This window comes from Pigmentiphaga aceris (assembly GCF_008119665.1).
In the GTDB taxonomy this organism is placed as follows: domain Bacteria; phylum Pseudomonadota; class Gammaproteobacteria; order Burkholderiales; family Burkholderiaceae_B; genus Pigmentiphaga; species Pigmentiphaga aceris.
The window spans coordinates 5,136,009-5,151,144 of sequence record NZ_CP043046.1; the positions used below are offsets into that span (position 1 = coordinate 5,136,009).

Sequence of the window (15,136 nt, forward strand, 5' to 3'; positions counted from 1 at the left end):
CTTGCCTGCTTACTTCGCGCCCGACAAGGTCGCCAAGTGGCGATCCAAGGCCTGGTTCGCACGACGTGCATGATCGGCATCGACACGCTCGGCCAGCACCTGGCCCAGCTGACGCAACTGCGCGGCGGTCAGCCCCACATTCATGCTGATACGCATGTGCGCCTGCAGCTGTGAGTCCGCGCCGGGCAGCGCCGACAACATGCCCAGCGTGGCCAGTTCGCGGCTTTGCCAATCAAGGTTGTCACGCTCGAAAATGTCGCCGAACAAGTGAGTCTTCAGGTACTCGTCGGCAGCCGGTGCGAAGTCGAACAGCGCGCCCTTGACCGGTCCACCCGAGAGCTTGGTCTGGTTGGCGGTGCCGGCAGCCAGCAATGCATCCCCCTTGGGAATGGGACGGCTGGGCAAGGCACCCGGTGCGTCTTGAATGCCGCGTTGCTTGCGGGCATCCACCACTTTCATCAACTCGCCCAGGGCATTCAAGCTGCGCGGGAATCCGGCGTAGGCGTACAGCTGCACCAGAATCTCTTTGCCGTCGTTGATGGTCAAGCCAGCGTCCAGGCCTTGTTCAAGCGCCTTGTTCAGTCTGACCATGTCGCCCGCTGCACCGGCCGCAGCAATCGGCACAATGGCCTGCTGGCGTGCGTTCAGCACCTCGGACGGATTCGATGTGCTGCCGCTTGCAGCATTGCTGCTTGCCTTGTTCGTTGCAGCCCCGGTCGCAGCATGGCTCAACGGCGATGCGAGCATCAAGGCCAGGGTCGACGCCACGGTCAGCACGCCCATCCGCGCGGACTGTTCAACGCGCTTAGTGCGCATGGTATTGCTCATCGCTGACCTTCTCCATCCAGTTGACGTTCTTGCCATCCAAGGTGCCGGTGACGGCCAGGTGGGTCATGGCGGTTTTTGGTGCTGCACCGTGCCAGTGCTTCACGCCAGGCGGACACCAGACCACATCACCCGCGCGGATTTCCTGGATTGGCTTGCCCCACTCCTGGGTCAGACCGACCCCGGAGATCACCACCAGCCGTTGTCCGGCAGGATGGGTGTGCCAGGCAGATCGCGCACCCGGCTCAAAGGTGACCAGGCCCCCCGATGCATTGATGTTCTTGTCGGCAGGCCAGACGGGATCGATACGTGCACGACCAGTGAAGAAATCGGCGGGACCGGCAACCGATGCCTGAGCACCAGCGCGTGTGATCTGCTGTGCACCTGCGCCAGCCTGGGGGTCGGCAGCGGCGGCAAGCGACGCATGCAGCGCCGCAGCGCACAGGGCAACTTTCAAAATTGTGTTCATGAACAAATCCTTGCTGGAAGCCAGAATCGCAGGGGAAAAGCGGCAGAGACCGCCGCCTTCCGTGCGCCAGTGGCCACTTTAAGGTTGCCGTAATTGTCTGAGAAGACCGTAAAATCGGGACACTCTAGTGAGATAAATTCACCAATAAACACGAAGCACAGCAAAAGAGCCTCTGGTGGCAAAAGAAAATCTCAGTGATCTGCAAGCGTTCGTGGCGGTAGCCAAGGAACGCAGTTTCACGCGTGCGGCGGCTCAGCTTGGCTTGTCGCGCTCGGCACTCAGCCATGCCATGTCTGCGCTGGAAGCGCGCCTTGGCGTGCGTCTGCTGACACGCACCACACGCAGCGTATCGACGACTGAGGCAGGAGCACGCTTGCTCGATACGCTGTCACCCAGACTGAACGAAATCGAGCAGGAATTGGCGTCGCTGAGTTCGCTTCGCGACAAGCCTGCGGGCACGGTGCGCATCACCGCGCACGATCACGCGATATCCACCGTGCTGTGGCCCCGGCTGCTGCCCTTGCTGCGCCAGTATCCTGACATCCAGATTGAATTCGGGGTGGACTATGCGTTCACCGACATCGCCGCGCATCGTTTCGATGCCGGCGTTCGCGTGGGTGATCGTGTGGCCAAGGACATGGTGGCGGTGCGGCTTGCACCGGGCCTGCGCATGGCGTGTGCCGGGTCACCCGAGTACATGGCGGACCGCAGCGTGCCCACCACGCCCCACGATCTGACCAACCATCGTTGCATCAATCTTCGGCTGCCCACGCACGGTGGTCTGTATGCCTGGGATTTCGAAAAAGACGGGCAGTCGCTCAACGTGCGAGTAGCCGGGCAGACGGTGTTCAACAACACGTTCCTGATGCTGCAGGCTGCATTGGATGGCATGGGCCTGGCCTATGTTCCCTATGACCTGATGCAGCCCCATATCGAGGCTGGTCGCTTGATTCCCGTGCTGGAAGACTGGTGGCCCGAGTTCCCCGGCTATCACCTGTATTACGCGAACCGTCGTCAGATGCCACCGGCATTGGCCTTGGTGATCGAGGCCTTGCGCGACCGTGAGGATTGATGATCTGGGTTTCTGAAACGAACGTCGCCATCAAGTGACACTCAAGATCTGCGCAGCGCGTCGATGATGACCTGAAACGCGGGTGTAACCTGCCGGCTCATGGGGTAGTACAGGTGATAACCGGGTACCGAGCCGCACCAGTCTTGCAGCACACAGACCAGCTTGCCGGACTTGATCGCGTCGGACACCTGAGACTCGAAGAGATAGGCCACGCCAAAACCGTCGATGGCCGCGTCGGCAATCAGCTCGGGACGATTGAACGCAAGTTGGCCCGTGACCCGCACCTTGACCTGACGTCCGTCTCTGGCAAACGACCAAGGCGGATATCCGCCCAATGAAGGCAACTTCCGGTTGAGGCAGTCGTGCGCGGAAAGGTCCGCCGGCACGGTGGGCGTGCCTCGCCTGGCGAAGTAGGCGGGCGCACCCACGACGACCTTTTGTTGTGGCGGGCCGATGGACACCGCGATCATGTCCTTGTCGACATTTGCGCCAAGTCGTACCCCCGCGTTGTAGCCCTCTGCCACGATGTCGACAAAGCGATTATCGACATCAATTTCAACAGCCAGATTCGGATGGGCTGGCAAGATGCGCTTGAGCGCAGGCCAGATCAGTGTCTCAGTGGCGTGATCGGCGGTGGTGATGCGGATCGTGCCTGACACCTTGTTCACGTCATCGGTCAGCGACACCAGTTGTTCCTTGATGCCTGCAAGCGCGGGGGCAAGCGTTGCCAGCAGCTTGTGCCCGGCTTCTGTCGGTGCCACGCTGCGTGTGGTCCGGGTCAGCAGCTTGACACCAAGACGCGCTTCCAGCCGCCGGATCTTGTGGCTCAGCGCAGATTGCGACGTACCCAGCTTGCCAGCCGCGCGCGTGAAGCTGCGTGCATCTGCCACCGCCACAAATGCGGCCAATGCGCCTAACTCGTCCTGCATAAAGGCTCCCGCGATTCGCAGCTATTGATGATGCTTCATCATAAGTTCAAGTACGCCTGGACCCTTTTTTAATCGTTCAGCCTCTTTTAAGGTGCTTGGTCTTTCATACTTTTTGCGGGGTGTTCCCATGAACCAACCGACAAGACATGGCCTTGCAAAGACTGCTGTTCTGGTGATGTTGGCGACCGCAATCGCGGGGTGTGCGGCAACGAATGCGGCCCCGCGTCACAGCGACGCACGCAATCCCGCCACCGACGCATTCGCGTTGATCCCCGAAGCACCTTCTTCGGTATTCATCGACGCCACGGCACCCAATGTTCCGATCGCGCCAAGCCTGCACGCAACCGACGCGGTGTTCCTGGACGTGGACCACGACGGTGACCTGGATGTGGTGGTGTCCGTTGAATACGGCGTCAACCGGCTGTACCTGAATGACGGCACGGGCAAGCTGACTTACGTGCCTGACGCCTTCGGCACCCGCATGCACGACAGCGAGCATGTGCGGGCGGCCGACTTCAATCGCGACGGCAACATGGACGTGGTATTCGTGGCCGAGTCGGACGAAGTCCACCAGCTGTATCTGGGTGATGGCAAAGGTGGCTTCATCGATGCAAGCGATCGTCTGCCCGCATCCAGCCAAGGCAACGGGCTGGCCGTGGGTGACGTGAACGGCGATGGCCTGCCCGACATCTTCATCGGCAGCACGGGTGAAACCGGACATTCCCCGACCGCACCGATTTTGCCCGCGCGCAATCTGCTTTTCCTGAACGATCCGGCACGACCCGGTCACTTCATAAACGCCACAAATACGCACCTGCCACACAGCAACGATCAGACGGAAGGTGTGGCGCTGGCAGACATGAACGGTGACGGCCATCTGGATGTGGTGCTGGCCAGCCCGGCACATCCCAATCGCCTGTTGATCAATGACGGGACAGGCCGATTCACGGATGAGTCTGCCCGACTGGACTTGCGTGTTCCGATGGAAACGCGCGATGTGCAAGTGGCGGACGTGAACGGTGATGGTCACCCTGACATCGTGTTCTTCAACATCACCAGCAACAACTTCGGCTGGGACAAAGATCCGCAGACCCGTCTGCTGATCAATGACGGACGTGGACACTTCCGTGACGAGACCCAGGCGCGGCTACCTGCGCACACGTTCTCAAGCTGGGCGGGAACCGTGGTCGACTTCAATGGTGACGGCGCACCCGATCTGTTGGTTGGCGCGATTCAGGTGCCGGGCTTTGTGCCGCAGCAGCTTCGGGCGTGGCAGAACGATGGCAAGGGCAACTTCCGCGACGTGACCGCATCCGTGGTGCCGGGCATCACGGTAGGCCGCAGCTGGAGCATGGGCAAGGGCGACCTGGACGGCGACGGCAAGGACGACGTGTTCATCGGCGGATGGGGCACGCAGGCCAGGCTGCTGCTGAGCGATATCCGGGCGCACCGGAAATCGCTTCCGCCCTTGCCTGCGTTGAAACCGCAGCGTTGAAACTGCAGCATTGAAAGTGCAGGGTTGAAACCAAGGCACTGAAGGCAGGGCCGACTGACCCGGGTCAATCAGCCCTGCGCAGGCGCTCTGAGACGTGCACCATTGCCGATCAGCAGCGCCGACAGCACCAGCAAGCCGGCACCGCCTGCCAAGGGCGCAGCAACGGTGATCTGATCCAGCAGTTGGCCACCGAAGGCTCCACCGAACATGATTGCCAGCTGGATCGAGGCGACCATCAATCCGCCCCCGCTTTCAGGTTCGTCCTGAATCTCGCGCGCGAGCCAGGTTGACCAGCAGACCGGGATCGCCGCGTTCAAGGCACCCCAGCTGAACATCATCACCGCCGCACCCCAGAAAACGTGACCCAGTTCCATCAGGCCCAGCGTGACGGCGGCCAGGGCCAGCGGAAGCCAGCGCAGCAGGGAATACAGATGATTCCGATGCAGCATGGTGCTGGCGAAATGGGTGCCAACAAAACCAGCCAGGCCCAAGGACAGCAACAACACCGACAGCATGTCGGCATTCACGCCGGTTTCGCTTTCCAGGAAGGGACGGAAATAGGTGAAGGCAGAGAATGCGCCGGCGAACGTCAGCATGACTGCCGCCATGCCGATGGCAACATTTCGGCGCTTCAGCAGACCGAACAGGCGGCTCATTGGAATGGTGGCGCGTGGCGGCATGGAAGGCAGACTTTTCGCCTGCCAGATCAGGTTGATCAACACCAGCGGAACCAGTCCGCCGAATACCACACGCCAACCCAGCACACCGCCCAGATAGGCCCCGACGGGTGCCGCAAATGCCGTGGCAATCGCATTGCCCATGAAGATCATGCCCAAGGCCTTGGGCACCTGATCTTCAGGCACCAGGCGCAGCACGGTGGCCGTGGACAACGACCAGAAACCGCCCACCGCCACACCAAGGAACGCACGCGCGACCATCAGCATCGTGAAGTTCGGTGCCAGCGCAATCAGTACCAGCGACACCAGCAACAGCACCGTCATGCTCATCAACACATGACGTCGATCGAAGCGCCCCGAGATCGGGGCGATGAACAAGCTGGCCAACACGGCGAACAGACCGGAAATCGAGATCGCCTGACCCGCCATGCCTTGCGTGGCATGCAGGTCATTGGCAATCGGCGTCAGCAGGCTGACCGGCATGAACTCGGAGGCGATCAGCATCGCCACACAGAACGCCATCGAGGCAACGGCGCTTCCGACTCCGGCCTTGGCCGAAGTCGGGGCTACAGGGGAACGCTTCATCATGATTACTCTGGAAAACAGACGCAGGAACACAGACGCAGACGCACGCCGCCTCGTCATGGCGAAGCGAAGCGTGATCGACAGCAGAAGGGGAAAAACGACGCTAACCGGGCAGAGGAACGCGAGGGATACTCATCGCGGATACCGGCAGCAGAGGGGTGTCATGATAGCGGCGACGACCCATTCGTATACGCCCACAATCCGAATGGGGGCATGCAGCATATTGATGAATGGCGTGGTGAACCGGGCGTTGTTTTCGGTATTTGAATCGCGCGGTCGTAACCGGCAATCAACTCTTCTTGTATTCGAGTGCGTCGATCAGCACACGCATTGCGCGCGAGGCTCCGCGCTGGCGCGAATAGAAAAGATGCAGGCCGGGAAACTTGCGCCACCAGGGTTTGAGCACCGGCAACAATGCGCCCGACGCCAGATGCGGCTGCACCAGATCTTCCGGCACATAGGCCAGGCCGTTGCCCGACAACGCAGCGTTCAATATCTGATAGATGCCGTTGAACACCAGGCGTCCTTCCACCCGCACACTCATCTCCCGCTGGCCTTTTTTCAGCTCCCAGGAATACAGGTTTCCGCGTGTGGGCAGGCGCAGGTTGATGCAGTCGTGGTTGACCAGATCTTGCGGTTGGGTGGGCATCGGGTGGGACGCAAAATAGGCCGGTGCGCCCACGATGGCGGCACGCATGTCCGGGCCGATGCGAACCGCGGAAATATCCTTGGCCAGTTCGTCACCCAGACGCACCCCAAAGTCGTAGCGGCCCTGCACGATGTCGACCAGCGCATAGTCTGCGCTCATCTCCACCTTGATCTGCGGGTACTCCGCCAAGATGCCGGAGATCTTTGGCCACAACACCGTGTCGATGGCATGGTCAGTTGCCGTGATGCGGATGGTGCCCGCTGCCACGTCCCTGAGTTCAGCGATCGAACGCAGTTCTGCCTCAATGCTTTTCAGGCGCGGGGCGGCAACGTCCAGCAGGCGCTCGCCTGCTTCGGTCACTGACACACTGCGCGTGGTGCGCGTCAACAGCCGCACACCAAGCCGCGCTTCCATTTCCCGGATGGTATGGCTGAGCATGGATTGCGACATGCCAAGCTGGGCCGCAGCCCGCGTGAAGCTGCGCTCGCGCGCCACGGCAATCAGGGCAAGCAGCTCGCTGTAGTGTTCTCGTGGCATTTATCAAATTTGCCCATGGATTTGCCGCAAATTGTATCTGCGCCATCAGAGATTCATGCGGGCAATCGCGAGCATCTGTTACGCCTTCATCGAGCAGACGAGATGGCAGTCAGCATGCGCTTAGTCGCAGCCTGAACAGTCCACCAGACAAATCAGGCAGCTCAACGGCTTCGCCAACGAGATTGATGAATGTGGCTCATAAGAGCATTCATTCAAACATGACCTCACGCGCGCGCTTTGATCGGTAAATTGCGTAGCTTGCCGTTCTCTTGTGTGACGTGCACTTCTGCTTGAAGAAGCCGCACTGTCACGCCCTCAGGTGCTCCAGACAGGAAAAAAATATGCCACATGATTTCAATGGCGATCCACCAAGCGAGCTGAGTGCTGACGAAGTCGCGCTGCTCGCCGACATGCCGGAACTCGCTGGCGTCGGCCAATCGCGACGCAGCTTCATGATCACGTCTGCAGCGGGTGGTATCGGGCTGTTTGCCGCGAACCTGCTGGCCCAGGAATCGGCGCTGGCGCAAATGCCGCTTGCGGCCGATGCGGTCACTGCCCCGATCAAGGCGCAGAACGTGGTGAAGATCGCGCTGCAGATCAATGGCACGCCACAGACGCTTGAACTGGATTCTCGTGCCGTGCTGCTGGATGCGCTGCGTGAACGCTTGGGCCTGACCGGCTCGAAGAAAGGCTGTGACCAGGGCCAGTGTGGTGCCTGTACGGTGCTGGTGGATGGCAAGCGTGTGCTGTCCTGTCTGACACTGGCTGCGACGCTGGAAGGCCGCGAGGTCACCACCATCGAAGGGCTGGCGCAGGGTGAACAACTGCATGCGGTCCAGGCTGCGTTCATCAAGCACGACGCCTTCCAATGCGGTTACTGCACGCCAGGCCAGATCTGTTCTGCCGTGGGCCTGCTGGGCGAAGCCCGCAATGGTCACGTAAGCCACGTGACGGCAGACGTGGGCAAGACCTCGACCCGTCTGAGCGATGACGAAATCCGTGAACGCATGAGCGGCAACATTTGCCGTTGCGGTGCCTACCCCGGCATCGTGGCCGCCGTGCAGGAAGTGCACTCTGGCCGTCAAACCGCCCAGGCATGGGAATTCGCCACCGAGACGCAGCTTGCGGCTGTCAGAAAGGAGGACGGCCATGAAACCGTTTGAGTACGTACGCGCGACCGACGTCGCTTCCGGTGCCGCAGCAGTCGCCACGGTGTCGCAGGCCAAGTTCCTGGCAGGCGGAACCAATCTGGTCGACTTGATGAAAGAGGAAATCGAGCGGCCGGTTCGTGTGGTCGACATCACGCAACTGCCGTTGCGACAGATTCAGCGCACGCGCTCGGGTCTGTCGGTAGGCGCGTTGGCGACCAACACCGAGACCGCCAACCATCCGTTGATCCGCGAGAATTATCCGCTGCTGACGCAGGCCATTGTTGCCGGCGCATCGGGTCAGCTGCGCAACATGGCCACCAATGGTGGCAACCTGATGCAGCGCACCCGCTGCAATTATTTCTACGACCTGGCCACGCCCTGCAACAAGCGCGAGGCAGGCAGTGGCTGCGGAGCGCGCGAAGGGTTGAATCGCATTCACGCGATCATGGGCTGGAGCGAATCCTGTGTGGCGACCTACCCGGGTGACATGGCCAACGCGCTGGTGGCGCTCGATGCCAATGTGCGTGTGCGCACCACCGACGGGCGCGAGCGTCTGATTCCCGCAGCGGAATTCCATCGTCTGCCTGGCGATGCCCCGCAACGCGACAACACCCTTGACCATGGCGAGCTGATTCTTGCCATCGAGCTTCCTGTCGGTGCATCCGAATTCGCCCGCAATTCGCATTATCTGAAAGTGCGTGACCGCGCGTCTTACGCCTTTGCGATGGTGTCGGTTGCGGCCGCCTTGCAACTGGATGGCGACACCATCAAGCAGGCACGTATCGTGCTCGGCAGCGTGGCGCACAAACCCTGGCGCAGCACAGAGGCCGAAGCCGCCTTGGTCGGCAAACGGATCAGCGATGACACGTTCCGCCAAGCAGCCCAGGCAGCGCTGAAAGATGCCCGTCCGTTGGCACACAACACCTACAAGGTGGAACTGGGCCAACGATCCATTGTCCGTGCGCTGCAGCGTGCTGCGCGGCTGGCTTGAGGAGTCGCCATGACACGTTATCTCGGTAAAGAAACCACCCGCGTAGACGGCATCGCCAAGGTCACCGGCAAGGCCAAGTACACGGCCGAGTTTCAGGTGCCGCATGTGGCCTATGGCTTCATCGTGCTGAGCACGATTGCCAAGGGCCGCATCACCACTATCGACACACGCGAAGCCGAACAGGCAGCAGGTGTTGTGCGCGTCATCACGCACCTGAACGCCGGCAAGCTGGGCAAGGCACCCGCAGCAGACGCGCCCGCGCAATGGGCCTGGCCGCTGCAATCGGACCGGGTGTTTTTCAACGGTCAGCCGATTGCACTGGTCATAGCCGAAACCTACGAGCAGGCACGACACGCCTCGCGTCTGGTGAAGGTTGCCTATCAGGCTGAAGCCCACAGCACCGACTTGCAGACCGTGCTGGCGCAGGCCAAGCCGGACGCCAAGCCCGTTCCGGCACGCGGCAATCCGGTGGCCGCAATGCAGCAGGCAGCGGTCAAGGTAAACAGCGAATATCACATCCCGATCGAGCATCACAATCCGATCGAACCGCACGCCGCCATTGCCTTCTGGGAAGGCGAGCAACTGACGATCTTCGACAAGACGCAGAACGTGTACGGCGTGCAGCAACACCTGTCGGAAGGACTTGGGGTACCGGCGGAGAACATCCGTGTGGTGTCGCCTTTCGTGGGCGGTGCGTTTGGTTCTTCGCTCAAGCCCAACTACTACCCGTCGTTGACGGCCATGGCCGCACGCGAACTCAAGCGCCCGGTGAAAGTTGTGTTCACCCGTGCCCAGATGTTCACCGGCCACGGCTATCGGCCACACACCATCCAGAAGGTGGCGCTGGGTGCCGATGCACAGGGCAAGTTGCAGTCGATCATTCACGAGGCCTTCCACAACACCTCGTCCTTCGAGCCGTTCTCGGACGCCACCACCAGCTTCCTTCGGCAGGTGTATGCGTGCCCGAACCTGGATGCCCCCCTGAAGATCGCGGCAACCGATTTGCCCACGCCGACATGGATGCGCGCCCCGGGTGCGGTCAGTGGCATGTTCGCGCTGGAAAGCGCGATGGACGAGCTGTCGTATGCATTGAAGATCGATCCGCTGGACCTGCGCCTGATCAACTACGCCGAAGTCGACCCGGAAAGCGGCAAGCCGTTTTCCAGCAAGGCACTGCGTGAGTGCTATCGCATGGGCGCAGAGAAATTCGGCTGGCGACAGCGCAACCCCGAACCGCGTTCGATGCGCGACGGCAAGTTGCTGGTGGGCTGGGGCATGGCAACCAGTGTCTGGGGTGCGTTCCAGCAATCCGCCAGCGCACGCATCACTTATCACGCAGACGGCACGGCCAACGTGGCCAGCGCCACCAGCGACATCGGACCAGGCACTTATACGGTCATGACGATGATCGCCGCCGAATTCCTGGGCTTGCATCTGGACCAGGTGAAGTTCGAACTGGGTGACACCCGGCAACCGCGCGCCCCGGCGCAAGGTGGGTCGTGGACGACATCCAGTGTGGGCTCGGCTGTGCAAGGCGCGGCACTGACAATCACGGCACGACTGCTGGACATGGCAAACAAGGATGCCGGTTCACCGCTGCAAGGCGTGGCGGCAGCGGATGTCGAGATGCTTGATGGCCGTCTGCGTGTGAAGAACGATTCGTCGCGGTCCATCGATATTGCCGAGTTGATGAAACGCACCGGCACCACCGAGATCACCGAGACCTTCGATTCCAAGCCATCGCCCGAACGCGCGAAGTTTGCATCGCTGGCCCACGGTGCGCAGTTCGTGGAAGTGAAGGTAGACCCGGACCTGGGTACGATCAAGGTGACCCGCGTGCTTGAGATCACCGCCTGCGGCAAGATCCTGAATCCGCTGGCATCGCACAGCCAGGAGATCGGCGGCGTGGTCTGGGGCATCGGCATGGCACTCGAAGAAGCCACCGAGGTGGACCATCGCTACGGCCGCATGATGACCGCCAGCTTGCAGCACTACCACGTGCCGGTGAATGCCGACATCCATTCGATCGAGACGATTTTTGTCGAGGAAGATGACACGGTGGTCAATCCGCTGGGGGTCAAAGGCATGGGTGAACTTGGCATGGTCGGCATTCCGGCGGCGATTGCCAACGCGGTGTTCCACGCGACAGGAAAACGTGTTCGTGACCTGCCGATCACGCCGGAGAAGCTGCTGTAAACGTGGTCTGAAAGTTGCTTTGAGAAAGTTGCTTTGAATTGCTTTGAAACTGCCCACGGAAGCTCGTGATGGCAAAGCCGCCCGGATGGGGAATGCACCTTGCAGATGCATCAACACTCGGGCGGCAACGAATACAGGTGGCGTTGTGCCGCACAACGCCTGCAAGGGTTTTTTGGTAAGAACAAGGCAAGGACAGGGATATGGACAACATCGATGTCATGGTGCTGCGAGCAGCGCGCGACTGGCGTGCGGCGGGCCAGCGCGTACTGCTGGCTACTGTGGTCAGAACATGGGGCTCCTCCCCTCGCCCGATCGGGGCCATGATGGCCTTGCGCGAAGACGGCCGCGCCGTCGGCAGCGTGTCGGGCGGCTGCATTGAAGACGATCTGATCTATCGCTACACCCGCGCGCATGGTGACCAGCTCCAGCCAACAGGTGCGACCGAGGTGGTGCGCTATGGCATCAACGCAGACGAGGCGCACCGCTTCGGCCTGCCCTGTGGCGGCACGCTGGAACTGGTGCTGGAATTTGCGCCATCGCATGAAGATCTGCACACGCTGGTCAGCAGACTGGAAGCGGGTGAACTGGTGCGGCGCACGCTGAATCTGGCGGATGGCAACGTGTTGCTCGAACGCCCGGACGCGCACACGGCGCTTCGCTTTGAAGATGGATACCTGGTCAACACCCTGGGCCCCGAATACCGCATGCTGCTGATTGGCGCAGGCGCGCTGGCCGAGTATGTATCGACCATGGCGCAATTCAATGGTTTTTCCGTCACGGTCTGCGATCCGCGTGTCGAATACATGGACGCCTGGGCCGTGCCCGGTGTGCACAAAGACACCCAGATGCCGGACGACGCGGTGGTGTCCTTCCGGCCGGATCAGCGCAGCTGCATCGTGGCCCTGACCCACGACCCAAAGCTGGACGACCTGGCGCTCTTGGAAGCCCTGCACAGCGAGGCGTTCTACGTCGGTGCAATCGGCTCACGGCGCAACAACCAGGGACGACGCGAGCGCTTGATGATCCACTTCGGTGAGACGGAAGCGTCGCTTGCAAAGCTGCGTGGGCCGATCGGCATCTACATCGGCAGCAAGACACCTGCCGAGATCGCAGTCAGTGTGATGGCGGAAATCCTGGCAGTGAAAAACGGCGTTCAGCTACCCGGCGAAATGTCGGTGGCGCAGGCCAAGGAACGCCACGAGGCACCTGCTTTGTAAGGCCGCATACATTCGCAGAAGCCGACTAGTCCTCGTGGCGCAGCGCGGCAATCAGCAAGGCCATTGCCCCCGACGGTTGCCGTCGGCTGGGGTAATACAGATGGTGTCCGGACCAATACGGACACCAGTCTTCAAGCACGGAAACCAGATGCCCCGCCTTCACGTAAGGCTGCGCCAGATCTTCTGGCACATAAGCCAGCCCCAGGCCTGCCACGGCCGCATCACGACAGTCGTAAATGCTGTTGTAGATAAGTTGACCATCGACGCGCACATTCACCAGACGATCGCCCTTTCCGAACTCCCATACCCACACGCCACCATAGGTCGGCAGCCGCAGGTTGATGCAGTTATGCAGCATCAAATCTTCAGGCTTTTTGGGAATCGGACGATTGGCAAAGTAGTGCTTGGTGGCGACGGCAGAAAAACGAACGTCAGGGCTGATGCGCACCGCGATCATGTCCTGGGCCACGGCTTCGCCAAGCCGCACGCCCGCATCGAACTGTTCGGCAGCAATATCGGTGAACGCACTGTTGGCGGACAGCTCCACCTTGATGCCGGGATACATCGGCAGAAATTTCTTCAGCTTGGGCGCAAGCGCGGTGCGGATTGCATAACCCGATGCAGTGATTCTGATCGTGCCCGTCGGACTGTCACGCAGTTCCGACAAGGCGGCGAGTTCAGCATCGATTTCCTCGAACTGCGGAGCCACCGTCAACAGCAGACGTTCACCTGCTTCGGTAGGCAGCACCCGGCGCGAATTGCGCGCCAGCAGGCGGACACCCACCGTTTTTTCCAAGCCGCTGACGGCATGGCTGACAGCAGTCTGCGACAGGCCCAGCCGCGCGCCGGCACGCGTAAAGCTGCCCTCACGCGCCACGGCAAAAAATGCCTTCAATCCGCCGAAAGAATTGCGAAGTAAATCGTCTTGCATAGAAGCCCGCATTGCCGGAGTAACTGACGAGATTGGACATCAGGCGGCATCAAACATTTCATCGCCAGCGCAAAAAACTTATCGCCCGATCCGCTGATTTTCTTGCCTGATCCGATGAATCAGGAAATTTTTACCGGAAGTATCCGGTCTGCTGAATACAGTGAAACACACCCTACCGATCACCATGACACGCAAGCACCTGACTTTCACCCGCAAAACACCGGCCATCTTGATACACGCGGCGTCTTCAGCCCAAGCTCATACACAGGCGCTGACACAATGACGCGCAACAAGCTCCGCAGGTTTCTGATTGCCATCCTTGTTGTGGTCGCCCTCGTTGTATTGGGTGGCCTGGCCTACTTGCAGCACCCCTTGTTCGGAAAACTGCCCAGCGGCGAACGGCTTGCACAGATCGCAAAGTCGCCCAACCAGGCCAACGGCACCTTCCGCAACCAGATCGACACCCCCATGCTGACCACCGATGAAAGCCAGGTGTCGATGTGGATGGGCACCATTTTCGGTGCCAACAACAACGCGCGTCCCTCAGCCGACATTCCCGCCACCAAGACCGACCTCAAGGCACTGGATGTATCGCAAGACCTGATCGTCTGGCTGGGCCATTCGTCCTACTTCGTGCAACTGGACGGCCAACGCATCCTGATCGATCCGGTGTTCAGCGTCAACGCAGCGCCCGTGCCGCGCGCGAACGTGGCGTTCGACGGCACCAGCATCTACACGGCAGACGACATGCCGGCGATCGACGCCCTGCTGATCAGCCACGACCACTACGATCACCTGGACTACCCGTCGATTCGGGCGCTTCAATCCAAAGTGAAAAAAGTCGTGGTCGGACTGGGCATCGGTGCCGACTTCGAAGCCTGGGGCTACGACATGCAGACCGTGCACGAAGCCGATTGGTATGACACGGTGCCAGTGGGACCAACCCTGCAGATCAATGTCACCCCGGCCCGCCATTTTTCCGGCCGGACCTTCACCCGCGACCGCACCTTGTGGGCAGGCTTTGCGCTGGTGTCATCGCAGCGCCGAATCTTCTTCAGCGGTGACTCGGGTTACGGCCCCCACTTCGCCGACATCGGCCAGCGCTTCGGCCCCTTCGACTGGGTGGCCGTGGACATGGGCCAGTACGACCCGCGCTGGGCGAATGTGCACATGAATCCCGAGCAGGCGTCGCAGGCAGCGAAGGATTTGCGTGCGCGGGTGCTGGCCCCTGCGCACGTGGGCCGCTTCTCGCTGGCACCGCATGATTGGGATGATCCGCTGAAGCGCATCAGCGCGGCGGGTGGTGGTGATCGTGGGTATGAGCTGTGGACGCCGCAGATCGGTCAGACGATGTATCTGGATGGACGAGCGCAGAGGTTCAAGGCGTGGTGGGAGGGAGTTGGGGGGTAGCA

13 protein-coding genes are annotated in these 15,136 nt (G+C 60.9%); 7 read left to right on the plus strand and 6 right to left on the minus strand.

The features are described from left to right. Window positions 1–9: 9 nt before the first annotated feature. Window positions 10–828 (minus strand): carboxymuconolactone decarboxylase family protein, encoded by an 819-nt coding sequence (locus tag FXN63_RS22145; RefSeq protein ID WP_246164939.1) that lies wholly within the window; start codon window positions 826–828, stop codon window positions 10–12. Next, window positions 806–1,294: a (R)-mandelonitrile lyase gene (locus tag FXN63_RS22150; protein ID WP_148817615.1), complete on the minus strand. Its 489-nt coding sequence runs from the start codon at window positions 1,292–1,294 to the stop codon at window positions 806–808. Before FXN63_RS22150 ends, FXN63_RS22145 begins: the two co-directional genes overlap by 23 nt. A 175-nt stretch (window positions 1,295–1,469) precedes the next feature. Between FXN63_RS22150 and FXN63_RS22155 the strand changes: the two genes are divergently transcribed. Then, a complete protein-coding gene (locus FXN63_RS22155; protein ID WP_148817624.1) occupies window positions 1,470–2,366 on the plus strand; it encodes a LysR family transcriptional regulator in 897 nt (298 codons plus the stop codon). A 41-nt stretch (window positions 2,367–2,407) separates the two neighbouring features. On the opposite strand, the gene FXN63_RS22160 is transcribed toward FXN63_RS22155, so the two are convergent. Continuing rightward, entirely contained in the window at window positions 2,408–3,295 is an 888-nt protein-coding gene (locus tag FXN63_RS22160; protein WP_148817626.1) for a LysR family transcriptional regulator, read from the minus strand. Window positions 3,296–3,422: 127 nt separating this feature from the next. Between FXN63_RS22160 and FXN63_RS22165 the strand changes: the two genes are divergently transcribed. After that, window positions 3,423–4,790, plus strand: coding sequence for an FG-GAP repeat domain-containing protein (locus tag FXN63_RS22165; RefSeq protein WP_246164940.1), 1,368 nt, complete (start codon window positions 3,423–3,425; stop codon window positions 4,788–4,790). A gap of 68 nt (window positions 4,791–4,858) precedes the next feature. On the opposite strand, the gene FXN63_RS22170 is transcribed toward FXN63_RS22165, so the two are convergent. Together FXN63_RS22170 and FXN63_RS22175 are read right to left on the minus strand one after the other, a co-directional pair. After that, window positions 4,859–6,055, minus strand: coding sequence for an MFS transporter (locus FXN63_RS22170; RefSeq protein ID WP_342791201.1), 1,197 nt, complete (start codon window positions 6,053–6,055; stop codon window positions 4,859–4,861). Window positions 6,056–6,341: 286 nt separating this feature from the next. Beyond that, a complete protein-coding gene (locus FXN63_RS22175; protein WP_148817628.1) occupies window positions 6,342–7,238 on the minus strand; it encodes a LysR family transcriptional regulator in 897 nt (298 codons plus the stop codon). Window positions 7,239–7,648: 410 nt separating this feature from the next. On the opposite strand from FXN63_RS22175, the gene FXN63_RS22180 reads away from it, so the two are divergent. From FXN63_RS22180 to FXN63_RS22195, 4 genes are all read left to right on the plus strand, one after another. Further along, window positions 7,649–8,401 (plus strand): 2Fe-2S iron-sulfur cluster-binding protein, encoded by a 753-nt coding sequence (locus FXN63_RS22180; protein ID WP_222864109.1) that lies wholly within the window; start codon window positions 7,649–7,651, stop codon window positions 8,399–8,401. Further along, window positions 8,388–9,380, plus strand: a complete 993-nt coding sequence (locus FXN63_RS22185; protein WP_148817631.1) for an FAD binding domain-containing protein — start codon at window positions 8,388–8,390, stop codon at window positions 9,378–9,380. The genes FXN63_RS22180 and FXN63_RS22185 overlap by 14 nt, the downstream gene beginning before the upstream one ends. A 9-nt stretch (window positions 9,381–9,389) precedes the next feature. Then, window positions 9,390–11,576, plus strand: coding sequence for a xanthine dehydrogenase family protein molybdopterin-binding subunit (locus FXN63_RS22190; protein WP_148817633.1), 2,187 nt, complete (start codon window positions 9,390–9,392; stop codon window positions 11,574–11,576). A gap of 200 nt (window positions 11,577–11,776) precedes the next feature. Next, window positions 11,777–12,793, plus strand: a complete 1,017-nt coding sequence (locus FXN63_RS22195) for an XdhC family protein (RefSeq protein ID WP_148817635.1) — start codon at window positions 11,777–11,779, stop codon at window positions 12,791–12,793. Window positions 12,794–12,818: 25 nt separating this feature from the next. Here FXN63_RS22195 and FXN63_RS22200 read toward each other — a convergent pair whose 3' ends face one another. Beyond that, window positions 12,819–13,724 carry a LysR family transcriptional regulator gene (locus FXN63_RS22200; protein WP_148817637.1) on the minus strand — a complete coding sequence of 302 codons (906 nt, stop codon included), beginning with the start codon at window positions 13,722–13,724 and terminating at the stop codon, window positions 12,819–12,821. Between the two features lie 324 nt (window positions 13,725–14,048). On the opposite strand from FXN63_RS22200, the gene FXN63_RS22205 reads away from it, so the two are divergent. Next, entirely contained in the window at window positions 14,049–15,134 is a 1,086-nt protein-coding gene (locus FXN63_RS22205; protein WP_246164941.1) for an MBL fold metallo-hydrolase, read from the plus strand. Window positions 15,135–15,136: the final 2 nt, after the last annotated feature.